At 63.1% G+C, this 25,804-nt stretch carries 22 protein-coding genes, 1 tRNA gene and 2 pseudogenes; 8 read left to right on the forward strand and 17 right to left on the reverse strand.

The features are described from left to right. Positions 1-107: 107 nt before the first annotated feature. The gene (rpoC, locus tag RQX22_RS05255) at positions 108-4,403 is read right to left on the reverse strand and encodes a DNA-directed RNA polymerase subunit beta' (RefSeq protein ID WP_315724323.1); all 4,296 of its coding nucleotides are present in this window, start codon (positions 4,401-4,403) and stop codon (positions 108-110) included. A gap of 82 nt (positions 4,404-4,485) precedes the next feature. Beyond that, on the reverse strand, positions 4,486-8,649 hold the full coding sequence (gene rpoB / locus RQX22_RS05260; RefSeq protein WP_315724325.1) for a DNA-directed RNA polymerase subunit beta: 4,164 nt from the start codon (positions 8,647-8,649) through the stop codon (positions 4,486-4,488). Positions 8,650-8,903: 254 nt separating this feature from the next. Here rpoB and RQX22_RS05265 point away from each other — a divergent pair, with 254 nt between their 5' ends. Continuing rightward, the gene (locus RQX22_RS05265) at positions 8,904-9,263 is read left to right on the forward strand and encodes an iron chaperone (protein ID WP_315724326.1); all 360 of its coding nucleotides are present in this window, start codon (positions 8,904-8,906) and stop codon (positions 9,261-9,263) included. A 53-nt stretch (positions 9,264-9,316) separates the two neighbouring features. Here RQX22_RS05265 and rplL read toward each other — a convergent pair whose 3' ends face one another. The 9 genes from rplL to RQX22_RS05310 form a co-directional block, all read right to left on the reverse strand. Next, positions 9,317-9,691 carry a 50S ribosomal protein L7/L12 gene (rplL, locus tag RQX22_RS05270; RefSeq protein WP_315724328.1) on the reverse strand — a complete coding sequence of 125 codons (375 nt, stop codon included), beginning with the start codon at positions 9,689-9,691 and terminating at the stop codon, positions 9,317-9,319. 51 nt (positions 9,692-9,742) lie between these two features. Next, positions 9,743-10,258, reverse strand: coding sequence for a 50S ribosomal protein L10 (rplJ, locus tag RQX22_RS05275; protein ID WP_315724330.1), 516 nt, complete (start codon positions 10,256-10,258; stop codon positions 9,743-9,745). Positions 10,259-10,550: 292 nt separating this feature from the next. Next, positions 10,551-11,249, reverse strand: a complete 699-nt coding sequence (rplA, locus tag RQX22_RS05280; RefSeq protein ID WP_315724331.1) for a 50S ribosomal protein L1 — start codon at positions 11,247-11,249, stop codon at positions 10,551-10,553. A gap of 4 nt (positions 11,250-11,253) precedes the next feature. Further along, entirely contained in the window at positions 11,254-11,685 is a 432-nt protein-coding gene (rplK, locus tag RQX22_RS05285) for a 50S ribosomal protein L11 (protein ID WP_315724333.1), read from the reverse strand. Positions 11,686-11,788: 103 nt separating this feature from the next. Then, positions 11,789-12,328, reverse strand: coding sequence for a transcription termination/antitermination protein NusG (gene nusG / locus RQX22_RS05290; RefSeq protein WP_315724334.1), 540 nt, complete (start codon positions 12,326-12,328; stop codon positions 11,789-11,791). An 8-nt stretch (positions 12,329-12,336) separates the two neighbouring features. Continuing rightward, on the reverse strand, positions 12,337-12,534 hold the full coding sequence (gene secE / locus RQX22_RS05295) for a preprotein translocase subunit SecE (RefSeq protein WP_315724336.1): 198 nt from the start codon (positions 12,532-12,534) through the stop codon (positions 12,337-12,339). A gap of 128 nt (positions 12,535-12,662) precedes the next feature. Further along, positions 12,663-12,738, reverse strand: a tRNA-Trp gene (locus tag RQX22_RS05300). A gap of 86 nt (positions 12,739-12,824) precedes the next feature. Continuing rightward, positions 12,825-15,152 (reverse strand): putative bifunctional diguanylate cyclase/phosphodiesterase, encoded by a 2,328-nt coding sequence (locus RQX22_RS05305; RefSeq protein WP_315724338.1) that lies wholly within the window; start codon positions 15,150-15,152, stop codon positions 12,825-12,827. Positions 15,153-15,268: 116 nt separating this feature from the next. Beyond that, positions 15,269-16,990 carry a fatty acyl-AMP ligase gene (locus RQX22_RS05310; protein ID WP_315724340.1) on the reverse strand — a complete coding sequence of 574 codons (1,722 nt, stop codon included), beginning with the start codon at positions 16,988-16,990 and terminating at the stop codon, positions 15,269-15,271. A gap of 369 nt (positions 16,991-17,359) precedes the next feature. On the opposite strand from RQX22_RS05310, the gene RQX22_RS05315 reads away from it, so the two are divergent. The 5 genes and pseudogenes from RQX22_RS05315 to RQX22_RS05335 form a co-directional block, all read left to right on the forward strand. Further along, positions 17,360-17,881 (forward strand): regulatory protein RecX, encoded by a 522-nt coding sequence (locus RQX22_RS05315; protein WP_315724342.1) that lies wholly within the window; start codon positions 17,360-17,362, stop codon positions 17,879-17,881. Positions 17,882-18,017: 136 nt separating this feature from the next. Beyond that, positions 18,018-18,545: a cold-shock protein gene (locus tag RQX22_RS05320; protein WP_315724344.1), complete on the forward strand. Its 528-nt coding sequence runs from the start codon at positions 18,018-18,020 to the stop codon at positions 18,543-18,545. Further along, positions 18,542-19,036, forward strand: a complete 495-nt coding sequence (locus RQX22_RS05325; RefSeq protein WP_315724346.1) for a DUF192 domain-containing protein — start codon at positions 18,542-18,544, stop codon at positions 19,034-19,036. Before RQX22_RS05320 ends, RQX22_RS05325 begins: the two co-directional genes overlap by 4 nt. Before the next feature lie 80 nt (positions 19,037-19,116). Continuing rightward, positions 19,117-19,503 (forward strand): NADH:ubiquinone oxidoreductase subunit NDUFA12, encoded by a 387-nt coding sequence (locus tag RQX22_RS05330; RefSeq protein WP_315724348.1) that lies wholly within the window; start codon positions 19,117-19,119, stop codon positions 19,501-19,503. A gap of 236 nt (positions 19,504-19,739) precedes the next feature. Next, positions 19,740-19,907: pseudogene (locus RQX22_RS05335) on the forward strand (DUF2155 domain-containing protein); the annotation flags it as partial. A gap of 35 nt (positions 19,908-19,942) precedes the next feature. On the opposite strand, the gene aat reads toward RQX22_RS05335, so the two are convergent. The 6 genes from aat to aroQ all read right to left on the reverse strand — a co-directional run bounded on the left by aat (position 19,943) and on the right by aroQ (position 24,330). Further along, positions 19,943-20,689, reverse strand: a complete 747-nt coding sequence (gene aat / locus RQX22_RS05340; protein ID WP_315724349.1) for a leucyl/phenylalanyl-tRNA--protein transferase — start codon at positions 20,687-20,689, stop codon at positions 19,943-19,945. A gap of 31 nt (positions 20,690-20,720) precedes the next feature. Then, entirely contained in the window at positions 20,721-21,461 is a 741-nt protein-coding gene (locus tag RQX22_RS05345; RefSeq protein ID WP_315724350.1) for a ParA family protein, read from the reverse strand. Between the two features lie 116 nt (positions 21,462-21,577). Further along, positions 21,578-21,925, reverse strand: a complete 348-nt coding sequence (gene arsC, locus RQX22_RS05350) for an arsenate reductase (glutaredoxin) (protein ID WP_315724613.1) — start codon at positions 21,923-21,925, stop codon at positions 21,578-21,580. Between the two features lie 80 nt (positions 21,926-22,005). After that, a complete protein-coding gene (gene accC / locus RQX22_RS05355) occupies positions 22,006-23,352 on the reverse strand; it encodes an acetyl-CoA carboxylase biotin carboxylase subunit (RefSeq protein WP_315724351.1) in 1,347 nt (448 codons plus the stop codon). A 7-nt stretch (positions 23,353-23,359) separates the two neighbouring features. Next, positions 23,360-23,839: an acetyl-CoA carboxylase biotin carboxyl carrier protein gene (gene accB / locus RQX22_RS05360; RefSeq protein ID WP_315724352.1), complete on the reverse strand. Its 480-nt coding sequence runs from the start codon at positions 23,837-23,839 to the stop codon at positions 23,360-23,362. Between the two features lie 50 nt (positions 23,840-23,889). Further along, positions 23,890-24,330 (reverse strand): type II 3-dehydroquinate dehydratase, encoded by a 441-nt coding sequence (aroQ, locus tag RQX22_RS05365; RefSeq protein ID WP_315724354.1) that lies wholly within the window; start codon positions 24,328-24,330, stop codon positions 23,890-23,892. A gap of 45 nt (positions 24,331-24,375) precedes the next feature. Here aroQ and thiS point away from each other — a divergent pair. Next, a pseudogene (gene thiS, locus RQX22_RS05370) lies at positions 24,376-25,366 on the forward strand (sulfur carrier protein ThiS). 190 nt (positions 25,367-25,556) lie between these two features. Then, positions 25,557-25,787, forward strand: coding sequence for a hypothetical protein (locus tag RQX22_RS05375; RefSeq protein WP_315724356.1), 231 nt, complete (start codon positions 25,557-25,559; stop codon positions 25,785-25,787). Positions 25,788-25,804: the final 17 nt, after the last annotated feature.

Here is a 25,804-nt window from a genome sequence, read left to right on the forward strand (position 1 = left end):
ACCAGCGTCAGGGGAAGCTTCGCCAGCACATTGCCTTCATGAAAACGCCCCGCCGGATTTTTCCGGACGGGGCGTCGTTCATACCGGCTCGGATCGCCGCTTCAGCGTCAATCCTGGAGATATTCCCCGGCATCGGCATCGGTGCCGTGGCCAGTCGGTGCGACCGAGCCGAGCGGATCGTCGCCGATCGCCGCTTCAGGGCCCTGCGCCAATTCCGCCGCATGTTCTTCGGCGGCGGTGTTGGCGGCGATCAAGGCTTCCTGATTGGCGGCGGCGATCGAATCCTGCAGCTTGCGATGCTGCGCACGAAGCGCCGCATCACGGCTGGAGGCTGCGATCCGCATCCGGTTCATGCCGGCGCCGGTTCCCGCCGGAATGAGCCGGCCGACGATGACATTCTCCTTGAGGCCATCGAGCGTGTCGATCTTGCCCTGCACGGAAGCCTCGGTGAGCACGCGGGTGGTTTCCTGGAAGGATGCGGCCGAAATGAAGCTGCGGGTCTGCAGGCTCGCCTTGGTGATGCCCAGCAGGACGGGCTTGCCTTCGGCCAGCTTCTTCTTGGCCGCCTTCAGCTTCACATTGGCCTCGCGCATCTCCTGATGGTCGATCTGTTCGCCCACCAGATAGGTGCTGTCGCCGCTCTCCGTGATCTCGACCTTCTGCAGCATCTGACGAACGATCGTCTCGATATGCTTGTCGTTGATCTTCACGCCCTGCAGCCGATAGACTTCTTGGATTTCCGACACCAGATATTCGGCCAGCGCCTTGACGCCGAGCACCTCCAATATGTCGTGCGGGTCCGGGGAGCCGCCGATCAGATTGTCGCCGCGCTTGACGAAATCGCCTTCCTGGACGTCGATCACCTTCGATTTCGGCACCAGATATTCGACCAGCTCGCCGCCATCCTCGGGACGGATACCGATCTTGCGCTTGGCCTTGTAATCCTTGCCGAATTCGACACGGCCCGAGACCTTGGCGATAATCGCATTCTCCTTCGGCTTGCGAGCCTCGAACAGCTCGGCCACCCGCGGCAGACCGCCGGTGATGTCGCGCGTCTTGGCCGCTTCGCGGGAAACGCGGGCGAGAACCTCGCCGGCCGCGACCGTCTGGCCGTCCTCGACCGAAAGCATGGCGCCCGGCGAGAGCATGTAGCGTGCCGCTTCGCCGCTATTCTCGTCGAGCAGGGTGATCCGCGGACGCAGATCCTCCTTGGCGCGGGCCGAGCCGCGATACTCGGTCACGACCCGCTGGGCGATGCCGGTAGCTTCGTCGGTCTGCTCGGCAAGCGTCTTGCTGTCGATCAGGTCCTGGAACTTCACGACGCCGCCCTTTTCGGTGATCACCGGCATCATGAACGGATCCCATTCCGCGATCCGGTCGCCCTTTGAGACGATGTGGCCGTGATCGGCCATCAGATGGGCGCCATAGGGAATCCGGTGCACCGCTCGCTCGCGGCCGTCCATGTCGACGATCGCGAGCTCGCCGTTGCGTGCCATGGCGACGCGGCGGCCGCGGGCGTCCATGATCGTCGGCAGGTCGCGCAGTTCGATCGTGCCGTCCACCGACGCTTCCAGGCTCGACGTTTCGTTGAGCTGGGCGGCGCCGCCGATGTGGAAGGTCCGCATCGTCAGCTGCGTGCCGGGCTCGCCGATCGACTGGGCGGCGATGACGCCGACCGCTTCGCCGATATTGACCGGCGTACCGCGGGCAAGGTCGCGTCCGTAGCATTTGCCGCAGACGCCATGCTCGCTCTCGCAGACCAGAGGCGACCGGATGTTGACCGACTGGATGCCCATCTCGTCGATGCGCAACGCCGCGGCCTCGTCGATCAGCTCGCCTTCCTTGGCCAGCACGTCGCCGGTCTTGTCATCGACGATATCCTCCGCCGGGGTGCGGCCGAGGATGCGTTCGCCGAGCGATGCGATTACCGCGCCGCCCTGGACGATGGCCCGCATGTCGAGCGAATTGTCGGTCTTGCAATCCTCTTCGACAATCACGCAATCCTGGCTGACGTCGACCAAGCGGCGGGTCAGATAGCCCGAGTTCGCCGTCTTGAGCGCCGTATCGGCCAAGCCCTTGCGGGCGCCGTGAGTCGAGTTGAAATATTCGAGGACGGTCAGGCCTTCCTTGAAGTTGGAGATGATCGGCGTCTCGATGATCTCGCCCGAAGGCTTGGCCATGAGGCCACGCATACCGGCGAGCTGCTTCATCTGCGCCTGCGAACCGCGGGCGCCGGAATGGGCCATCATGTAGATCGAGTTGATCTGCGCCATGCGCCCGTCTTCGCCGATCGGCTGCGCCTTGATCTTCTCCATCATCGCATTGGCGACCTGGTCGCCGCAACGCGACCAGGCGTCGATCACCTTGTTATACTTTTCCTGCTGGGTGATCAGACCGTCCTGATATTGCTGCTCATAATCCTTCACGAGCGCCCTGGTCTCATCGACCAGGCCGACCTTTTCGTGCGGGATGATCATGTCGTCCTTGCCGAAGCTGATGCCGGCCTGGAAGGCGTGGCGGAAGCCAAGCCCCATCATCGCGTCGGCGAAGAGCACGGTCTCCTTCTGCCCGGTGTGGCGATAGACGACGTCGATGACGTCCCCGATCTCCTTCTTAGTGAGCAGCCGATTGACGGTCTCGAACGGCACCTTGTGGCTTTTCGGCAGGGTCTCGCCGACGAGCATCCGGCCCGGCGTGGTCTCGACGCGCTTCATGTAGAGATTGCCATTCTCGTCAGTCTGCGGGACCCGCGAGGTGATCTTGGTGTGGAGCGTCACGACCTTGGCGTTCAGCGCCTGGTGGACTTCGCTCATGTCCGAAATAATCGAGCCTTCGCCAGGCTCGCCGTCACGTTCCATGGTCAGATAATAAAGACCAAGCACCATGTCCTGCGACGGCACGATGATCGGCTTGCCGTTAGCGGGCGACAGGATGTTGTTGGTGGACATCATCAGCACGCGCGCTTCCAGCTGGGCCTCGAGGCTCAGCGGGACGTGCACGGCCATCTGATCGCCGTCGAAATCGGCGTTGAACGCAGCGCAGACGAGCGGATGGAGCTGGATCGCCTTGCCTTCGATCAGCACGGGCTCGAACGCCTGGATGCCGAGGCGGTGGAGCGTCGGCGCGCGGTTCAGCAGCACCGGATGTTCGCGGATCACCTCGTCGAGGATGTCCCAGACTTCCTTGCGTTCTTTCTCCACCCACTTCTTCGCCTGCTTCAGAGTCATGGACAGACCCTTGGCGTCGAGGCGTGAGTAGATGAACGGCTTGAACAGCTCGAGCGCCATCTTCTTCGGCAGACCGCATTGGTGGAGCTTCAGCTCCGGCCCGGTCACGATCACGGAACGGCCGGAATAATCGACGCGCTTACCGAGCAGATTCTGCCGGAACCGGCCCTGCTTGCCCTTCAGCATGTCGGACAGCGACTTGAGCGGCCTTTTGTTGGCGCCGGTGATGGTGCGTCCGCGGCGGCCATTGTCGAACAATGCGTCGACCGATTCCTGCAGCATGCGCTTTTCGTTGCGGACGATGATGTCCGGCGCGCGCAGCTCCATCAGCCGCTTCAGGCGATTGTTGCGGTTGATGACGCGACGATAAAGATCGTTGAGATCGGAGGTCGCGAAGCGGCCGCCATCCAGCGGCACCAGCGGGCGAAGCTCCGGCGGGATGACTGGAATGACTTCCAGGATCATCCATTCCGGCCGGTTTCCGGATTCCAGGAAGCTCTCGACGACCTTCAGGCGTTTGATGATCTTCTTGGGCTTCAGCTCCGACTTGGTCTCCGCCAGCTCGCGCAGCAGTTCTACCTTCTCGCCTTCTAGATCGAGGCTCTCGAGCATGACGCGGACGGCCTCGGCGCCGATGCCGGCGGAAAAGGCGTCTTCGCCATATTCGTCCTGGGCTTCGAGCAGCTCGTCCTCGGTGAGCAGCTGGAACTTCTCCAGCGGCGTGAGGCCGGGCTCGATGACGATATAGGCTTCGAAGTAAAGGACGCGCTCCAGCTGCTTCAGCTGCATGTCGAGCAGCAGGCCGATGCGGCTCGGCAGCGACTTCAGGAACCAGATATGGGCGACAGGGGCAGCCAGCTCGATATGGCCCATCCGCTCGCGGCGGACCTTCGATACGGTCACTTCCACGCCGCACTTTTCGCAGACGATGCCCTTGTATTTCATGCGCTTGTACTTGCCGCACAAGCATTCATAATCCTTGATCGGACCGAAGATGCGCGCACAGAACAGGCCGTCGCGTTCGGGCTTGAACGTCCGGTAGTTGATCGTCTCGGGCTTCTTGATCTCGCCGAACGACCAGCTGCGGATGCGCTCGGGGGAGGCGATCCCGATCTGGATCTGGTCGAACGTCTCCGGCTTGGCGACCGGGTTGGCGAAGTTGGTCAGTTCATTCATCTCTCAGGTCCCTTTCAGGGGATGCAATTCATGTCTTGGCGAAGGAGAGGGGCGCCGGGCTTGGGTCCGGCGCCCGCTCTGCTCATTCCGCTGCCAAAGCCGGCGTCTCGCCGTCTTCGGCGTTGGCGACCGAATTCAATTCGACGTTGAGGCCCAGCGAGCGCATTTCCTTGACCAGCACGTTGAAGCTTTCGGGAATGCCGGCCTCGAACGTATCGTCGCCCTTGACGATCGCTTCATAGACCTTGGTGCGGCCGATCACGTCGTCCGACTTCACCGTGAGCATTTCCTGGAGCGTGTAGGCGGCGCCATAAGCCTGCAGCGCCCAGACCTCCATTTCCCCGAAACGCTGGCCGCCGAACTGCGCCTTGCCGCCGAGCGGCTGCTGGGTGACGAGGCTGTAGGGGCCGATCGACCGGGCGTGGATCTTGTCGTCCACGAGATGGTGGAGCTTCAGCATGTAGATATAGCCCACAGTCACCTTACGGTCGAACTCGTCGCCGGTGCGTCCGTCGAACAAGGTCACCTGGCCGCTCTCGTCGAGACCGGCCTTGCGCAGCATCATCGACACGTCGGCTTCGCGCGCGCCATCGAACACCGGCGTGCCCATCGGAACCCCGGTGACCAAATTGGAGGCCAATTCCATCACCTGCGCATCGTCGCGGGCGTCGATGTCGTCATTATAATGGTCGCCGTAAATATCCTTCAGCTTGGTGCGGACCGCGCCGACATCCTTGCCGTCGAACTGCTGCCCGTTGGCGTGGATATTCTCCAGCATCTCCGCGATCTGCTGGCCGAGGCCACGCGCGGCCCAGCCCAGATGGGTCTCGAAGATCTGACCGACATTCATGCGCGAAGGCACGCCCAGGGGGCTCAGCACGATGTCGACCGGGGTCCCGTCCTCCAGGAAGGGCATGTCCTCCTGCGGCAGGATCCGGCTGATGACGCCCTTGTTGCCATGGCGGCCGGCCATCTTGTCCCCCGGCTGCAGCTTGCGCTTCACCGCGACGAACACCTTGACCATCTTGAGCACGCCGGGCGGCAGTTCGTCGCCGCGCTCCAGCTTCTCGATGCGATCCTCCAGCCGGCGCCGGATGACGCCTTCGGCCTCGTCATATTGGGCTTTCACGGCCTCGAGATCCGCCTGGACCTTGTCTTCCTTGACCGCGAACTTCCACCATTCGTGACGCTCGACGCTTTCCAGCATCTCCTCGTCGATGGCGCTGCCCTTCTTGACGCCTTTGGGTGCGGCGGTGGCGATCTGACCGGTGAGCATCTCGCGAAGCCGCGCATAGGTCGCCCGCTTCAGGATCGAACGTTCGTCCTCGCTGTCCTTGCGCAGCCGATCCTTTTCCTCGGTCTGGATCGCCCGCGTGCGATCGTCGATGTCGATGCCGTGGCGGTTGAAGACCCGAACTTCCACGACGGTGCCGGCGACGCCGGGCGGCAGGCGCAGCGAGGTGTCCCGCACGTCCGACGCTTTCTCGCCGAAGATGGCGCGGAGCAGCTTTTCCTCCGGCGTCATCGGGCTTTCGCCCTTCGGCGTGATCTTGCCGCACAGGATGTCGCCCGGCTCGACCTCGGCGCCGATATAGACGATCCCCGCCTCGTCGAGGTTGCGAAGCGCTTCCTCGCCGACATTGGGGATGTCGCGGGTGATGTCTTCAGGGCCCAGCTTGGTGTCGCGGGCCATCACCTCGAACTCTTCGATATGGATCGAAGTGAAGACGTCGTCCTTCACGATCCGCTCGGAAATGAGGATTGAATCCTCATAATTGTAGCCGTTCCAGGGCATGAAGGCGACCAGCACGTTACGGCCGAGCGCCAATTCGCCGAACTCGGTCGAAGGGCCGTCGGCGATAACGTCGCCGCCATTGACCACATCGCCAACCTTCACCAGCGGACGCTGGTTGATGCAGGTATTCTGGTTCGAACGCTGGAACTTCATCAGCGTGTAGATGTCGACGCCCGACTTGCCGGCTTCGACCTCGCCGGTGGCGCGAATGACGATGCGGGTGGCGTCCACCTGATCGACGATGCCGCCGCGGCGGGCCGCGATGGCTGCGCCGGAATCGCGCGCCACCGTCTCTTCCATGCCGGTGCCGACGAAGGGCGCCTCGGCGCGGATCAGCGGAACCGCCTGACGCTGCATGTTCGATCCCATCAGGGCGCGGTTGGCGTCGTCATTCTCCAGGAAGGGAATGAGCGAGGCCGCGACCGAAACCAGCTGCTTGGGGCTGACGTCCATCAGGGTGATCTGATCGCGCGGTGCCATCAGGAAGTCGCCGGCCTGGCGGGAGGAGACGATCTCCTCGACGAAGCCGCCGTCCTTGTCCAATTCCGCATTGGCCTGTGCAATCGTGTGCTTCGCCTCTTCCATCGCCGAGAGATAGACGACTTCGTTGGTCACCTTGTGGTCGATCACCTTGCGATAGGGGGTCTCGATAAAGCCATATTTGTTGACCCGGCTGAAGCTCGCCAGCGAGTTGATCAGGCCGATATTCGGGCCTTCAGGCGTTTCGATCGGGCAGATCCGGCCATAATGGGTCGGATGGACGTCGCGAACCTCGAAGCCCGCACGCTCGCGGGTGAGGCCGCCCGGCCCGAGCGCCGAGACGCGGCGCTTGTGCGTCACTTCGGACAGCGGGTTGGTCTGGTCCATGAATTGCGACAGCTGCGAGGAGCCGAAGAATTCGCGCACGGCGGCGACCGCCGGCTTGGCGTTGATGAGGTCGTTCGGCATCACCGTCGAGACGTCGACCGAGCTCATCCTTTCCTTCACGGCGCGCTCCATGCGCAGCAGGCCGACGCGATACTGGTTCTCCAGCAGCTCGCCCACCGAGCGGACGCGACGGTTGCCGAGATTGTCGATGTCGTCGATCTCGCCCTTGCCGTCCTTCAGGTCGACCAGGGTCTTCACGACCGCGATAATGTCTTCCTTGCGAAGAGTCGTGACATCGTCCTCGACGTCGAGATCGAGGCGCATGTTGAGCTTGACGCGGCCGACGGCCGAAAGATCGTAGCGCTCCGGATCGAAGAACAGGCCTGCGAACAGGGCGTCGGCCGTCTCGCGCGTCGGCGGCTCGCCGGGGCGCATGACGCGATAGATGTCGCTGAGCGCCTGGTCGCGATCCTCGGCTTTGTCGGCCTTGAGCGTATTGCGGATCCAGCCGCCAATATTGACATGGTCGATGTCGAGCAGCTCGATCCGGTCGATGCCGGCCTGGTCCAGCCTTTCGAGATTTTCGGGCGTCACTTCATCGCCGGCCTCGATATAGATTTCGCCGGTCTTGTCGTTGACCAGGTCGAAGGCCGAATAACGGCCGAAAATCTCTTCGGTCGGGATGAGCAGTTCGGCGAGCCCGTCCTTGGCGGCCTTGGTGGCGGCACGGGGGCTGATCTTCTGTCCGGCCGGGAAGACGACTTCGCCGGATTTGCCGTCGGCGATGTCGAAGCTGGGCTTCTGGCCGCGCCATTGTTCCGGCACATAAGGGATCTGCCAGCCATTCTTGCCGCGGACGTAGGTCACCCGGCCATAGAATTCGTTCAGTATCTCCTCCGAATTCATGTCCAGCGCATGGAGGAGGGCGGTGACCGGCAGCTTGCGCTTGCGGTCGATGCGGACGTTCACGATGTCCTTGGCATCGAACTCGAAATCGAGCCAGGAGCCGCGATAGGGAATGACCCGGGCGGCGAAGAGATATTTGCCGGAGGCATGGGTCTTGCCGCGGTCATGGTCGAACAGGACGCCCGGCGAACGGTGCATCTGCGAGACGATGACCCGCTCGGTGCCGTTGACGATGAACGTGCCGTTCTTCGTCATCAGCGGCATATCGCCCATGTAGACGTCCTGCTCCTTGATATCGAGCACGGAGCGGGTTTCGGTATCGGGGTCGACCTCGAATACGATCAGGCGGAGCGTCACGCGCATCGGCGCCGCATAGGTCATGCCGCGCTGGCGGCATTCGTCGGTGTCATATTTGGGTTCTTCGAGCTCGTAATGGACGAAATCGAGCTCGGCCGTGCCGGCGAAATCGCGGATCGGGAAGACCGAACGAAGCGTCTTTTCGAGGCCGGAGACATAGCCTTCCTGGGGACGCGAGCGCAGGAAATGCTCATAGCTTTCGCGCTGAACCTCGATGAGGTTCGGCATTTCGGAGACTTCGTGGATGTTTCCGAAGATCTTGCGGATACGCTTGGACGCCGTGGACCGATTCTCGGTCGGCTGAGCTGCTTTGGTCGCCATTTGGATTTTTGCCTCGTCTCGTCAATTTCGGGCACGCAAAAACGCAAAAAGCCGCAGGTTCCCCCTTGGAAACCGCAGCTTCAGCGTCCTGTGAAACCATAGCCGATCAATGCGTGGAATGCGCTGCGCGACGGCGCATTCTGTTCCGAAAGGCTGTAGTGATGGTGGCTATTTAGGGAGGGGAAAGGCCTGTGTCAATCAATCGCATTAGGTGCTTGCCTTTAATGTCACGCCAGTCCTACTTTGCTTGCACCATGCCCGCTGATCATGACACCTACATCGCCGAAGCTCCTGAAGACCTCCGCCCATTGTTGGCAAGACTGCGCGCGCAACTGGCGAGCGCCTTGCCTGACGCCGAAGAGGTTATCGCCTACAAGATGCCGGGTTTCAGGATCGGCCAGTCGATCGTCGCCGGCTATGCGGCTTTCAGCAGGCAATGCGGCCTGTATCTCTCTCCCGCCGCGATCATGGCCTGTGCCGACGATATTGCGGCCGCCGGGCTCAAGGCGACCAAGACCGGCATCACCTTCTCGCCGCGTCAGGCCATCCCCGATGATCTCGTGCGGAAGCTCGCTCTCGCCTCGAGACAGGATCAACGCCGATCCGCCACATAAGATAAGGGCGGCCCGCTCGCGCGGACCGCCCCATCCACTTCAAAAGAAGAAGCTCACTTGAGCTCGACGGTGCCGCCGGCTTCCTCGATCTTCTTCTTGATCTCTTCGGCTTCCGCCTTGGAGACGCCTTCCTTGATCGGCTTCGGAGCGCTTTCGACCAGGGCCTTGGCTTCGCCGAGGCCGAGCTGGGTGATAGCGCGGACTTCCTTGATGACGTTGATCTTCTTGCCGCCGTCGCCGGTGAGGATGACGTCGAACTCGGTCTTCTCTTCGGCAGCCGGAGCGGCGGCGCCGCCGCCGGCCGGGGCCGCGGCGACAGCCGCGGCGGCCGAAACGCCCCAACGCTCTTCGAGCGCCTTGGCGAGATCGGCGGCTTCAAGGACGGTCAGCTCGGAGAGCTGGTCAACGATGGAATTAATGTCTGCCATTTGTATCTCCATGAGGGGCAACAAGGCCCCAAGGTTCGGGTTTCAATTGAATCAGGCGGCTTCTTTGTTGGCGTAAGCGCCGACCACACGGGCAAGCTTGGCCGCCGGCGCGTTGACGAGCTGCGCGATCTTGGTCGCGGGCGCCTGGACGAGGCCCACGATCTTGGCACGCAGTTCATCGAGCGACGGAAGCTCGGCAAGAGCCTTGACGCCGTTCACGTCGAGAAGCGTCTCGCCCATCGCGCCGCCCACGATTTCCAACCGGTCGTTGGTCTTCGCGAATTCGACGGCAACCTTTGCGGCCGCCACCGGGTCGGTGGATGTCGCGAGCGCCGTCGGCCCGGTCAGCATGTCGCTGATCGGAGCGTAGGTGGTGCCCTCGACGGCAATCAAAGCGAGCGTGTTCTTGGCCACCTTGTAGCGGGCGCCGGCATTCCGCATGCGATTCCTGAGATCGGTGGACTGGGCCACCGTCAGGCCGAGATTGCGGGTGATCACCACCACGCTGGTCTCGTTGAACACTTGCTTCAGCTCGGCAACCAGCTCGGACTTTTGAGCTCGATCCATGCCTCTTCCTTCATTCTGCCCGGCAGAACGCCTGCCGGACGGGTGGACCGATGAGCCATAAGCCGCTCACCGGTTGTCCGAAGGGGTCGGTTGCCTGGCCTGAAGCATGGAGCCCCTGGCAGACCCGGCCGCGCATCGCACGCTTGGCCGGAAAACTCTTCCCCGTCTTGGCGGGCCATTAAGGGCCCTTTCGGGCCCACCCGCTGTCTCGGACGGATGCCGGAACGCTTGCGGCGCTCCGGCGACATACGGGAAGGCCCAGAGGCCTTTCCGCAATCTCGTAACGAAGATCCTAGACCGAGGCGATTTCCGCCGAATCGATCCGCACGCCCGGCCCCATGGAGGAGCTGATCGCGACCTTCTGCACATATTTCCCCTTGGCGCCGGTCGGCTTTGCCTTGACCACCGCATCGACGAACGCATCGAAATTCCGGCGAAGATCGGCTTCGGAAAAGCTCGCTTTGCCGATCCCGCTATGGATGATCCCGGCCTTTTCGACACGGAACTCGACTTGGCCGCCTTTGGTTGCCTTGACGGCTTCGGCGACGTTCGGGGTGACGGTGCCGAGCTTCGGATTCGGCATCAGGCCCTTGGGGCCCAGCACCTTGCCGAGACGGCCGACGATGCCCATCATGTCGGGCGTGGCAATGACACGGTCGAAATTGATCGTGCCGCCCTGGATCGTTTCCATGAGATCCTCTGCGCCGACGATGTCCGCGCCTGCAGCGGTCGCCTGCTCGGCCTTGTCGCCACGGGCGAACACGGCGACGCGGACGTCCTTGCCGGTGCCGGCGGGCAGGGTGACGACCCCGCGCACCATCTGGTCGGCGTGGCGGGGGTCGACGCCCAGGTTGAGGGCGATCTCCACGGTTTCGTCGAACTTGGCGGTGGCATTGGTCTTCACGATTCCGATCGCTTCATCGACAGCGTAGAATCTGTCGCGATCCACGGCTCCGGCCAGCGCCTTCTGCTTCTTGGTCAGCTTTGCCATCGTATCAGCCCTCCACCACTTCGAGGCCCATCGAGACGGCGGAGCCCTCGATGATCTTGGTTGCAGCATCGAGATCGTTGGCGTTCAGATCCTTCATCTTCAGCTCGGCGATCTCGCGCAGGGCGGAACGGTTGATCTTGCCCGCCGAAACCTTGCCGGGCTCCTTGGAGCCCGATTTCAGCTTGGCAGCCTTCTTGATCAGGAAGGATGCCGGCGGCGTCTTCGTCTCGAACGAGAAGCTGCGATCCGCATAGACCGTGATCACGGTCGGGATCGGCATATTCTTTTCGACGTCGCCGGTGGCGGCGTTGAACGCCTTGCAGAATTCCATGATGTTGACGCCGCGCTGGCCCAATGCAGGGCCGATCGGCGGCGACGGATTGGCGGCGCCGGCCGGCACCTGCAGCTTGATATAGCCTGTTATCTTCTTCGCCATTTCTCACTCACTCTTTCTCAAGTTCAGCGGTCCAAGCGGCAGTGGCACTGCCTCCCGCGACATTTCCCGGATCGCTCCGGAAACCTTTCATAATTTCATTCGGTCATTTCGAAAGTTCGACCTGTTCGAAATCCAGTTCGACCGGTGTCGCACGGCCGAAGATCGACACGCCTACCTTGACCCGGCCGCGGTCGAAATCCAGTTCCTCGACGATGCCGTTGAAGCTTGCGAACGGACCGTCGAGCACCTTGACGCTGTCGCCAATCTCATAATCGACGCTGATCTTGGTCTTCGGCGCGGCCGTCGCGGCCTCGTCCTTGGTATTGAGGATGCGCGCGGCCTCGGCCTCGGAAATGGGCTGGGGCTTGCCCGACGAACCCAGGAATCCGGTTACCTTCGGCGTGTTCTTGACCAGGTGATAGACGTCGTCGTTCATCGCCAGCTTGGCGAGCACATAGCCTGGAAAGAATTTCCGGTCGGACGTCACCTTCTTGCCGCGGCGGACTTCGGTGACCTTCTCCGTCGGCACCTCGACCGCTTCGACAAGCTGTTCAAGGCCAAGGCGCGTCGCCTCCGCCATGATGGCGTCGCGCACCTTGTTCTCGAAGCCCGAATAAGCGTGAATGATGTACCAGCGAGACATTCTATTCCCTAACTCAGCAGTCCGAGCAGCATCTTGACGATCGCGCTGAACGCCGAATCGACACCGAAGAAGAAGAGACCGAGCAATGTGGTCATGATCACGACCATGATTCCGGTCGTGATCGTTTCCTTGCGGGTCGGCCAGACGACCTTCGCCGTCTCGGCACGCACCTGCCTCAGGAATTCGCCGGGATTGACCTTCGCCACCGCTTCAACCTCTAAACAACACAAAACAGGCCAAGAACCCAACCGAATATCGGGTGCGTCTTGACCTGGTTAAACCCCAGCCCCTCATCGACCAATCAGTCTCGTCCAAGCAGAGTCTCTGGACGAGATGGCAGGAGTGGAGGGACTCGAACCCACGGCCCTCGGTTTTGGAGACCGATGCTCTACCAGCTGAGCTACACTCCTAAGAGCCGGAGAGCGCAGGTCCTTAGCGGCGCCAAGGCTGGCGTGCAAGCCCGATTCCTCGCCGTGCGGAAGCGGAATTCGGCGGCTTATGCCGCGGCCCGGCGGTTCTTGTCCGCGAACATCGGACGCAGGTCGTTGGCGGGGACAGGCGCGGAGAAGATATAGCCCTGGATGCGATCGCAACCGATCTCGCACACCAGTTCCAGTTGCTCCTGGGTTTCGACGCCTTCGGCGACGGTCGTCATGTCGAGGCTGTTGGCGAGCGCCACCACCGCCCGGACGATCGCCGCGCTGTCCGGGTCGTCCCTGGAGGCCGATCGGACGAAGGTCTGGTCGATCTTGAGCGTGTCGAAATTGGCCTCGCGCAGATAGCCGAGCGACGAATAGCCGGTCCCGAAATCGTCCATGGCCAGCCGCACGCCGAGCTGTCGGATCTGATGGAGGATCTTGCGTGTGTCGGGTGTGATGTTGAGGAACACCGTCTCCGTGATCTCGAGTTCCAGTCGGTTCGGCTCGAGGCCGGACCGGGCCAGGGTCGACACCAGCATCGTCATGAAGCCCGGATCCTGGAGCTGCCGCGGCGAGATGTTGACCGCCAGCGAGATTTCTGACGGCCACTGGGCGGCCTCGGCACAGGCGGTACGAAGCGCCCATTCGCCGATCGGCACGATCAGGCCGGTTTCCTCGGCGAGCGGGATGAACTTGGCGGGGGAGATTTCTCCGAATTCGGGCTTGAACCAGCGCATCAGCGCCTCGCAGGATTCGATCCGCCCGGTCACGGCGTCGATCACCGGCTGGTAGACGAGGCGGAGCTCGCCCCCGCCGAGCGCGCCGCGCAGTGCCAGCTCGATGCGCCGCCGCTCTTCGGCACGGAGGTGGAGCGATGGTTCGTAGAAGCAGATTTCGTTGCCGCCATTATCCTTGGCGCCGTACAGGGCCAGGTCGGCATTGCGGATCAGTTCCTCGACCGACTTGCCGTCGAACGGCCCGACGGCGGCGCCGACGCTCGCGCCTACGAAGAGGTGCTGGTCGTGATAGACGAAGGGCTGCTCCAGCGTTGCGACGATGGTCTCGCCGAGCGCCCTGATCTCCGCATGGTCCGGTGCGTCGGGTATGACAATGGCGAATTCGTCGCCGCCCAGCCTGCCCACCGTCATCTCGGGCGAGACGATTTTGGAGAAGCGGGCCGAGACCTGCTGCAGCAGATGGTCGCCGGCGACATGACCCAGCGAATCATTGACCGTCTTGAAACGGTCGAGGTCCACGAGCAGCACGGCACAGCGGCCGTCTCCCTGTTGGGCCTGGTCCAGTGCCGCACCCAGATTTTCTAGCAGGTGCATCCGGTTTGGAAGGCCGGTGAGGGCATCGTGCCGCGCCATATAGGCGATGCGATTGGCCGCCTGCTGCGCCTCGGTGACGTCGGAGCCCACGCCGCGATAGCCGATGAACCGGCCGCGCCGGCTGAACTGTGGCCGCGCGGAAATTTCGATGCAGCTGTCCTTCACCGGCACCAGCACTTCGCTGAACGGAGCGCGCTTGCCGAGGCAGGCCGTGGCCTGTTCCACGGCGCTTCCGGACCTCGGTTCCGCGCCCTGAACCGCGGTGAGCAAGTCCAGGATCGACATCTGGTGAAGCTCTTCCACGCTCCGGCCGACGGCGCGGGCGAAGCGGGGGGAGACGTGGCGGAAAATGAGCTTGCTGTTGGTTTCCCAGAGCCAGTCGGCGTCGCTGCTCTCATATTCGCGGAGCAGCAGGCTGACCGTCTCCGCATGTTCGGCCAGCGAAAGCCGCTCGCACTGGCGCTGCATGAAGGCACGGCCATTGGCGAGGATGATGAGGAGGAGCCCGGCGAGGTAGGCGGGCACGATGGCGGCGATCGCCGGCGATCCGACCGAACCCAGCAAATTGGTGGCGGCCGCGCTGAGGATCACCACGAAGCAGCCCGCCGCCGATGGCAGCGGCGCCAGGATGAAGGCTGCGCCGGCCATCATGCCGGCGGTCACGACGCAGATGGCAAGTTGTTCCGGGTGAGGGGCGTAGCCGGCGAAATATTTTGCCGGAATGGCCCATGCGATGGCGAAGAAGGCGCTGTGGAAAGCCGCCTGCTGGACGGCCCGGCGTGACGCGGACTGGATTTCGCGGCCGCGCCAGCGGCGCTGCTGGAACCATGCCATCAGCATCAAGGATGCGAGCGACAGCAGCCAGAGTCCCAGGATCCGCCCTGGCACATAATCTTTCAGGATGACCACGAGCAGCAGTGCGTTGAGAACCTGTCCCCACACCGCGACGGCAAAAACACGCGCCATTTCCGTGATTTGGGCCGCACGGACCCGTCCCCAGCCCCGGTGTCCGGGTGGGGCGGCGCGGTTGAATACGACGCGCCAGTCAATCTTGGGCAGCGATGTGTCGCTCATGGTCTTCCACGGACGCATAACCCAGGAAGCGTTAGGGAAGCGTTATCCTAGAAGCATATTTGGAATGACGGTCGATTTTGGCCCGCTGGCCGCACCCTTGGACCCCCTACCGCCCTTCAGGCGGCGATGTCATAGGGTTGGATTTCTCCGGACAAATAGAGGTTTCGCGCCTTGGCGCGGCTCAGCTTTCCCGAACTGGTGCGAGGTAGTGTGCGCGGTGGCACCAGTTCGACGACGCAGTTCATGCCGGTAATGGCCCGCACCCGCTCCCTGATCGCGTCGCGCAGCCGGCCGCGTTCCTCGGTGTCCGACGTCCGGCATTGGACGAGGACGGCCGGCGTTTCCTCCCCGCCGGGCGTGGTGATCGAGAAGGCGGCGATGTCCCCGGCCTTGAAGCCCGGAATCTGCTCGACTGCCCATTCGATGTCCTGCGGCCAAAGGTTGCGGCCGTTGATGATGATCATGTCCTTCGCACGGCCGACGATGTAGATATAGCCATCGGACATATAGCCCATGTCGCCCGTATCCAGCCATGAATCGGCATCGAGGCAGGCCTTGGTCGCTTCCTCGTCGCGAAAATATCCGACCATCACCGATGGTCCGCGGACATGGACCTTCCCGATCTGCCGGTCGGCAAGCTCCTGCCCGTCTTCGTCGCGGATCGCGATCTCCATGTCGCGCGCCGGCCGGCCGCAATTGACGATGGCGCGATAACGTTGCGGGCGGTCCCGCTCGGACTCTGCGCCTCCGGCCAACAGCCGTTCCTCGACCAGTTCCACGACGATGCCTTCGCCGGGCGGCATGATCGATACGGCCAGCGTCGCTTCGGCAAGGCCGTAACTCGGCAGGAAGCTCGATGCGTTGAAGCCGGCATCCGCGAAGGCGTCGACGAACGACTGCATGACGTCCGGGCGGATCATGTCGGCGCCGTTGCCGGCGACACGCCAGCGCGAAAGGTCGAAGCGCTCGGCGATATTGGTCTGGCTGGAGATGCGGCGCGCGCAAATGTCGTAGCCGAAGGTCGGCGAATAGCTGAGGGTCGTGCCCTGGTTGCGGCTGATCAGGTCGAGCCATGCCAGCGGCCGCCGGGCGAAGTCCTCCGTCTTGAGATAGTCGGTGGACACCTGGTTCGCCACCGGGGACAGCAGGCACCCGACCAAACCCATATCGTGATACCATGGAAGCCACGACACGCAGCGATCGGTTTCGCACACTTCCATGCCGTGGCTGTGCGCGGCCAGATTGTTGAGGAGGGCTTGATGGGTCACCGCCACGCCGTGCGGAAAGCGCGTCGATCCGCTCGAATATTGAAGATAGGCGATGTCGCCGGGAGCCGCGGCAGGGAGCGACGCTTCCGGGGTCGGGAGGGTGGCGAACCCTTCCCAGTCAAGTCCCTCGATGCCCGCCGCCTCGGCCGCGGCCCCCGCCATCGACATGAGCTCGGCCGGAAACAGGAGCAGGACCGGGTCGGAGCTTTTGAGCTGAACGCCCAGCTGGTCGATATAGGAATCCCGTCCCCCGAACGAGGTCGGCAATGGCAGCGGCACCGGCCAGGCGCCGGCATAGACGATGCCGAAGAACAAGGCCGCGAATTCCGGAACGGTTTCCGCGATCAGCGCCACCCGGTCGGCAGGCTTCACGCCATGCGCGATCAGCCGATAGGCTGCGGCGATGGCATCCTCGCGCAATTCGCGGAAAGGATATGGCCGCGTCAGCACGCCGCGCGGATCATGAAAATTGAGGCCGCGCACACCACAGGCCGCGTAATCCAGCGCCTCTCCGATGGTTTGGAAGTCGGCGAAGCGGCGGGGCAGTTCGTCCGCGGTGGGCGTCGGCATCAAGGCTTCGCCTCTGGTCCGCTCGCGACCCGGGAGTTGATCTCGTTGGAGCACGTCTGGACGGATCCTCAAATATTTCCATCGACCGGAAGCGGTCGCGTCAGGACCCGCCTTCACAGCCAAAGCACGTTCATATTCCGGTGCGACTGTGGCACAATCATGGCGCGTGCGAGATCGATCCGGGGTTGGGACCATATTCAGCGAGGTCTTTATGGCATCACGGCGGGGCGCATCCGCGCGGAAAGCGGCCGAAGCCGCGGGGGTGTCACGGCAAGGCCGCCTGGCGCGGCGGAACCAATGTCCTGCACAGAGGGGGCAGGGGGAAACCGGGTCGAAGGCGGCAGCTCCTTTGGAACGGTCCCGCTGATCATGGCTCCTGGTTCTCATCGGAAGCCGATCGACCAAGCGGAGCTGGAAAGACTCGGCCTCGCTTATGCCGGGCGCTATGCGACGACGCGCGCCAAGCTTGCGGCCTATCTCTCCAGGAAGGTGAGGGAACGCGGTTGGGCCGAAGCCGGTCCCCCGCAACTGGATCATTTGGTCGAGAAGTTCGCGTCGCTCGGTTACGTGAATGATGGGCTTTTCGCGTCGGGCAGGGCGTCCGCCTTGCTTCGGCGAGGTTATGGCCGCCGCAGGGTGGATCAGGCCTTGCGGGCAGCCGGCATCGCCGAAGAGGATACCGCCGACGCCCGCCGGCAGGTCGAGGAAGGCGAATATGAGGCGGCTTTGCGCTACGCGCGGCGCAAGCATATCGGACCGTTCGCGACCGCGGAAATCGATGGAGATGCGCGTCGAAAGGCCTTTGCGGCGATGCTGCGTGCGGGCCATTCGATGGACATGGTGCGCAAGCTGTTCGGAACCCGCCCCGGGGATGAGCCGGACGGCTTTTGAAGATCGCGCGGAATCGGTTCACAAATCGGCGGAAGCCATGATAGTCTGCAATCGGAATATTTGGACGAGCTCAATGACTTCGCGCCGGGAAGTACTCGCAGACAGCCAGCCCCCTCCGCCGGAGGGGAGCGCGGCCGTGCGTCCGGAGGACGAAGCGCTGGTAAAGCTGACGGGCACGGTGAAGTGGTTCGATGCGACGCGCGGCTTTGGATTTCTCGTCAGCGATCAGGCCAAGGGCGACATACTGGTCCATTTCTCGGTCCTGAAGGAGCATGACCGGCGCAGCCTGCCGGAGGGCGCGATCGTCGAATGCCTCGTCGCGGAGCAGGAGCGCGGGCTGCAGGCTCGCAAGGTCCTGTCCGTCGATCTGAGCCAGGCCGTGATTCCGGAACCGCCGCGACTTCCTAGCAGCACGGAGCGTGTCGATCCTTCCGCCCTGCTGGACGATGCCGGAGCGTTCGAACCGGTGCGGGTGAAATGGTTCAACCGTCTGAAAGGCTACGGCTTTCTGGTTCGGGAGACCGGCGACGACCAGGATATATTCATTCATATGGAGACGGTGAGACGAGGCGGCCTGGGCGATCTGTCGCCTGACCAGCCGCTTCGCGCCCGTATCGCGAGCGGCAAAAAGGGTCCGCTCGCCGTCGAAGTGGAGCATATATGATCCTGAATCGCCTGTTCCTTGCCATTCTGCTGGCCACCGGCGCCCATGGTTGCCGGGCCGAGACGCAGAATGTGGCGTCCCCGTCCGCTGCCATTGCCCCGTCCGGCCTGGACGTAGTGACGCTGGAAGTGCGCGGCAGCGATTCCTCTCACGCCTTCCGGGTCGAGATTGCACGCACCCCGGAGGAGCAGGAAAAGGGCATGATGTTTCGCGACTCGATGGGGGCGGACGACGGCATGATATTTCCTTTTCCTTCGCCGCGTCCGGCGCGGTTCTGGATGAAGAATACGATGATTCCACTCGACCTGATCTTCATCCGCGAGGACGGAACGATCGCCAGGATCGCAGTCAATGCGGAACCTTATTCCCTGGCGGGCATAGAAAGCGGCGAACCGGTGGCCGCCGTGCTGGAAATTGCCGGTGGCCGTTCCGTCGAACTGGGCATCGTGGAAGGCGATCGGGTCGTTTGGCCCGGTGGCCCTGTCGGCTAGGCGAGTTTGCCGTTGCGGCCAGACAAGATCTCCTGACAAAAGCTTGCGCAGCGTCCGTCATCGGCGCTAGGCGATCGTCCATGGGCGTCTTCAAGAATATGTTTACCTGGTGGGAGGGCGCGTCGCTCGGCACGGCCTTGTTCAGCTGGCGCCACGGGCAACGCGTCGGCAGCGATTCCCTTGGCAATGTCTATTTCCAGGCGAAGAAGGACGGTCGCCGCTGGGTAATCTACAACGGCTCGAACGATTCGAGTCGAGTCCCGCCGGAATGGTTCAGCTGGCTGCATCATCAGATCGAGGCGGTGCCCGACGAGGCCTTGCCGCCTCCGCCCAAATTCCTCAGGGATGCGACCCCGAACCTGACGGGCACGTCGCAAGCCTATCGTCCGTCCGGAGCCATGGAGCGTGGCGGCAAGAGGCAGGCGGCGAGCGGCGACTATGAGGCTTGGACCCCGGACCGGGCATGACCCCAGGCTTGCGCTCCGCTGGCGCCCTCCTGCTCGGCCTGCTTGCGCTTTCGGGCTGCGGTGACTCTCGAACCGGCGGCGATACCCGGCAAAATGTGCAGGTAGAACCCGAACCGCAGACCGTCGACGTTCCGCAGACAGTCACCGCGATCGCGCCCGGGACGACGCCGATGGCGGAACGCGTCGCCATTCTCGGTCTTCTCAACAAGCGCAACGGCATTTCGCGCGATCTGGAGATGAAACCGGGCCAGGCCTTTCGGGTCGGGGACGTCATCGTCCGGCTTCGCGCCTGCGAGATCACGGCGCCGTGGGAGGTGCAGAAGCTGACCGGCGCGTTCGTGCAGCTCGACGTCCGCAATCCGCAAGGCCGGTTCCAGAGGGTCTTTTCAGGCTGGCTTTACAAGGAGACGCCGTCACTCAACGTCGTCGAGCATCCGGTCTACGACGTCTGGCCCAAGAGCTGCAGGATGACGCATCCGGAAGCGGGGCCGTCGACCGTCCGCGCCGGATCGGCCTCCAGCAACCGGTCGAGAGCGCCGAACTCGACGGCAGGCGGAGGGGAGGCCGCACCGCCCGACGCCGCTACGCCGTCACCTGATGCGCCGTCGCCTTCGGCGGCACCCGCCGACAGAGCTGCCGACAATAATGTGACATAGGATTTCTGATCGATCTCGATCGCGCCCAGGCTGCGCAGATGTTCGGTCATGAACTGGCAGTCGAGCAGCCGGTACCCGCCCACCTTCAGGCGTGCGACCAGCCAGGCGAGGGCAACCTTTGAGGCATCCGGCATGATCGAGAACATGCTCTCCCCGAAGAAGGCGGCGCCCAGGGTCACGCCATAGAGGCCGCCGACCAGCGTCTCGTCATGCCAGCACTCGATCGAATGGGCATGGTTCATCCGATGGAGCCGGATGTAGCTGTCCTCGATGTCCCGGTTTATCCACGTTTCCGTGCGTTCGGCGCAATGGCGCACGACTTGGGGGAAGGCCGCGTCGCGCGTCACCCTGAACGCGCCCGAGCGGATCGATTTGCGAAGCGAGCGTGATAGCCGCAGACCGTCGAGCGGAATGATCGCGCGTCGCCGCGGTTCGACCCAGAATATTTCGCCCGCATCGCGGCTGTCGGCCATCGGAAAGACGCCGATCGAATATGCGCGCAACAGCAGGTCGGGATCGATCACCGCCATGATCGCGGATTGGATCGGCGGACGGGGAGCGTCAACCGCCTTTAAGATGGCTCAATCGCTTTTCCACGGCTTTCCATAAAGCCGCCAGCGCGTTCGCCGCCGCGGAGGATGGCGGCAGGCCGTCAGCCTGTGTTCGCCGCGCCGACAGGGACTCGATGGCGCTGGCCATCGGCACCACCGGCCATTTGGGATTTTCGGCGAGCGCCTGCCGGTGCAGCGACCGGCGGCGGTCGACCATGTTGAACACTGGCAGGATAGCGCCGGACCGGATCGAATGGCCGTCCAGATAATCCGCGACCTCCCCGAACGCGCGCTGGGATAAAGGCGATGGAATGACCGGCACGATGATGAGATCGGCGCTCCGCAAGACCTGCTCGCTCGTTTCGGCGAAGCCTGGCGGGCAATCGAGTATGACCCGATCATAGCCCTTGCCGATTCGCTCGAGCAGCTTTTCCAGCCTCTTTTTCTTGCCGATGTCGAAGAAGACCTTGTCCAGCCGGCGCAGTGACTTGTCGGCCGGCAGCAGGTCGAGCCGCGGCGTGGCAGTAGCCCGGATCAGGCGGGACGCCGGCAGGTCGCCCGAAAAGAGTGCCTCCGCTTCGGTCGATCCCCTGTCGTCGACGCCAAGCAGGAAGCTGGCCGCCGCCTGTCCGTCCAGGTCCCACAACAAGGTCTTGCGCGCCGACAGCGTCGCCGCCGCGCGGGCGAGGTTCACCGCCAGGCTAGTCTTGCCGACGCCGCCCTTGAGGCTGTAAATCGCGATTGATCGCATGTCGTGCCGGATCCGGAACTGTCATGAGGACACGGCGTGTGACCTGCTGCCGCGACAGGTTTAGGTCGGTTTGATGACAGATTCGCGACACCTGGCGGAAGCGTCGAACGGACCGGTCACAGGATTTCGCGAACCCTATCCTGCGGACGGCAGAGCCTTACCCCCTTGTCGGTTTCCACCAGCGGCCGTTCGATCAGGATCGGATTCTCGGCCATCGCGTCCAACAGCGCGGATTCGCTGATCCGGCCGCTCAGCAGATCGAGGTCGCTTGCCAGAGTCTCCTTCTTCCGGAGGCCCTCGGCCGGATTGAGACCTGCTCGCTCGTAGAGCCGTTTCAACTCGTCCCTGGTCGGCGGCGTCTTCAGATATTCGATGACGGTCACGTCGGCACCCGATTCCTGCAGGATCGCCAGGGTCTTGCGGGAGGTGCCGCATTTGGGGTTGTGGTAAATGGTCGCCTTCATCATCTTTCGTCCTGACGTGCCTCAGTATGACTCGATCGAGGGCTGCCCGGTGACCGGCGATACGTTTCCCGCGGGTCCCGCTACGCCTCGTTCGCCAGCCACTCCTCGAGCCATTTGATCGTATAGTCTCCGGCCTGGAATTCCGGATCGCCGATCAGCTTTTGATGGAGCGGGATGGTCGTCTTCATCCCCTCGATCACGAACTCCTCCAGCGCCCGGCGTAAGCGCATGATGCAGCGCTCGCGCGTGCTTCCGTAAACGATCAGCTTGGCGATCATCGAATCGTAATAAGGCGGCACCTTATAGCCGACATAAAGGCCGCTATCGACGCGGACATGCATGCCGCCGGGCGCGTGGAAGCCTTTGACGGTGCCGGGCGAGGGGGTGAAATTCTGCGGATCCTCGGCATTGATCCGACATTCGATGGCGTGACCCTGGAACTTGATCTGGTCCTGGGAGCAGGACAGCGGATGGCCTTCGGCGACACGGATCTGCTCGCGTACCAAGTCCATGCCGGTAATCATCTCCGTCACCGGATGTTCCACCTGCAGCCGGGTGTTCATCTCTATGAAATAGAATTCGCCATTCTCGTACAGGAATTCGATCGTGCCCGCGCCGCGATAACCCATCTCCGCCATGGCCTTGGCCACGATGGTCCCCATCCGGTCGCGCTCCTCGGCAGAAACGACGGGGGATGGGGCTTCCTCGAGCACCTTCTGGTGGCGGCGCTGCAGCGAACAGTCGCGCTCGCCGAGATGGATCGCATTGCCGTTGCCGTCGCCGAAGATCTGGAACTCGATATGCCGCGGATCGCCGAGATATTTCTCGATATAGACCGTGTCGTCGCCGAAGGCGTTCTTGGCTTCCGACCGCGCCTGCATGATCTGGCTTTCCAGTTCGCTGGCGCCGGCGACGACCTTCATGCCACGTCCTCCGCCGCCCGACGCCGCCTTGACGATCAAGGGATAGCCGGTTTCGGCTGCGACGGCTCGCGCCTCTTCGATCCCCTCTACCGGTCCGTCGGATCCGGGCACCAGGGGTAGGCCCAGCCGGGCGGCGGTGCGCTTGGCCTCGACCTTGTCGCCCATCGTCCGGATATGTTCGGGCTTGGGGCCGATCCAGATGATGTTGTGGAGCTCGACGATCTCGGCGAAGCGCGCATTTTCCGAGAGGAATCCGTACCCTGGATGGATCGCGTCGGCGTGGGCGATTTCGGCTGCCGAGATGATGTTCGGGATGTTGAGATAGGAATCGGTCGCCGGCGGCGGGCCGATGCAGATGGCCTCGTCGGCGAGGCGGACATGCATTGCGTCCGAATCGGCGGTCGAATGGACCGCGACGGTCTTGATGCCCATCTCGTGGCAGGCGCGATGGATCCGAAGAGCGATCTCCCCGCGGTTGGCGATCAGGACCTTGTTGATGGCCATCAGACGGTCACTCGATGATCACGAGCGGCTGGTCGAACTCCACGGGCTGCGCGTCGACGACGAGGACCTGCTTGACGACGCCTGCCTTCGATGCCGCAATCGGGTTCATGACCTTCATCGCCTCTATGATCAACAAGGTGTCGCCGGCGCTGACTTTCTGGCCGGGCGCGACGAATGGCTTGGCGCCGGGCTCGCCGGCAAGGTAGACGGTGCCGACCATCGGCGATTTCACCGCGCCGGGATGGCTGCCTGCGCCCAGCTCCGTGGAAGCTACATGTCCATCCGCCGCCGGACCGGCGACGGGGGGCGCCGCCGCAGGGGCTGCATATGCGGCGGTGGTGATCTGCCGCTTCACCACGATGCGGCGGCCGCCATCCTCCACTTCGATTTCGGTGAGATCATTTTCATGGAGCATTTCGGCCAGCTGGCGGACCATATCCGTATCGACCCGCATAATCCTTTCAGCATCGCCATTCTTATCGGCCATCGGCCCATTCTCCCTGTTTCCGGCACGTCCCCGGCGGAGGCGGTTCCCTGTCAGAGACGGGCTGCTGCGTCCAGAGCCAGCGCATATCCGAGCGCCCCGAAGCCGGCGATGGTTCCGCGCGCCGCCGGTGCGATGAAGCTGCGGTGCCGGAATTCTTCGCGGGCATGAGGATTGGAAAGATGCACCTCGATCACCGGCACGGCCACGGATTTGATCGCGTCGTGGAGCGCGATCGAGCTGTGGGTGAAACCTCCCGCATTGAGGATCACGGCCTTTGCCCCCTGGGCATTGGCCTCGTGCAGCCAATCGATCAGATGCCCTTCGTGATTCGATTGCCGCATATCGATGGCGAGGCCCAGTTGTTGGGCGCGATCCTCCAGCTGGCCTGCAATGTCGTCCAATGTGTCGGACCCGTAGATTTCCGGTTCCCGCATTCCCAGCAAGTTGAGATTGGGGCCGTTGAGCACGTAGATCGTCGGTAGCGTCGCCATGGCGACTCCCTATATGGCGGGGAACGAAGGAGCGCAAAGGCGGACATGGTTTACGACGATACCCTCTCGATCACGGTCAATGGCGAACATCGCCGCATCGTCAAGGGAATGACGGTGGCGGAGCTTGCTCTGGAACTCGGGCTGGAGCCGACCAGGGTGGCGGTGGAACGGAATATGGAGGTGGTGCCGCGCTCGACGCTTGGCGAGGTGCGGATCGAGGACGGCGACGATTTCGAGATCGTCACCTTCGTGGGAGGCGGCTGACATGACGGATCAGTGGCAGGTCGCCGGCCGCAATTTCACCTCCCGCCTGATCATCGGCACCGGCAAATATAAGAGCTTCGAGCAGAATGCCGCCGCGGTCGAGGCCTCCGGAGCCGAGATCGTCACGGTCGCGGTCCGTCGCGTGAACATCGCCGATCCCAAGCAGCCGATGCTGACGGACTTTATCGATCCTAGGAAAATCACCTATCTTCCCAACACGGCCGGCTGTTTCACCGCCGAGGATGCGATCCGGACGCTCCGCCTCGCCCGCGAGGCCGGCGGCTGGACTCTGGTGAAGCTGGAGGTGCTGGGCGAAGCCAAGACGCTGTATCCTGACATGATCGAAACCCTCCGCGCGACCGAGATCCTCGCCACTGAGGGCTTCGAACCGATGGTCTATTGCGCCGACGATCCGATCGCCGCGAAGAAACTTGAAGATGCCGGCGCGGTGGCGATCATGCCGCTCGGCGCGCCGATCGGCTCGGGCCTGGGGTTGCAGAATCAGGTTATGATCCGCCTGATCGTCGAAAATGCCGGCGTGCCGGTGCTGGTTGACGCGGGCGTCGGCACTGCCTCCGATGCTGCGGTGGCGATGGAGCTCGGCTGCGACGGCGTTCTCATGAACACCGCCATCGCCGAAGCCAAGGATCCCATCCTGATGGCTCGGGCGATGAAGGCGGCGGTGGAATCCGGTCGGCTCGCCTATCGTGCGGGGCGCATGGGAAAGAGGCTCTACGCCGATCCTTCCAGCCCGCTTGCCGGGCTGATCTGAGCTTCGAACGCTTCCGCCATTCCTTTCGACAGGGCGAAGTCGTTGGCCAGGTGGAACAGTTCTGGCCTCTCTGGGTTGATGACCTGGTCGCTGGACGCATTGCGGCTTCAAGCAGGCGAAGCTCCCTGCAAACGGGCGCCTCGGAGGTTCCGGGGCGTCTTGCTTAGGGCTTCGGAAGGGAGTGTTTAACATGAAGAACGGCTTAAAATTGCTTATCGGGGCGGCCTGCTCCCTCGTCATTTCCGCCTGCGACGTGGATCAGACGAAAGAGGGCGAGCTACCGGAGGTCGACGTCAACGCCACCGGCGGTCAGCTGCCGGAATTCGACGTCGAAGGGCCCGATGTGGACGTTTCGATGGAGAACAAGACGATCCAGGTTCCCGATGTGGACGTCAGCGTCCCGCAGGAGAACGAGCAGTAGGATAGTCGCTCCGGCGC

Origin of the sequence: Sphingosinicella rhizophila (assembly GCF_032378825.1) — a bacterium.
In the GTDB taxonomy this organism is placed as follows: domain Bacteria; phylum Pseudomonadota; class Alphaproteobacteria; order Sphingomonadales; family Sphingomonadaceae; genus Allosphingosinicella; species Allosphingosinicella rhizophila.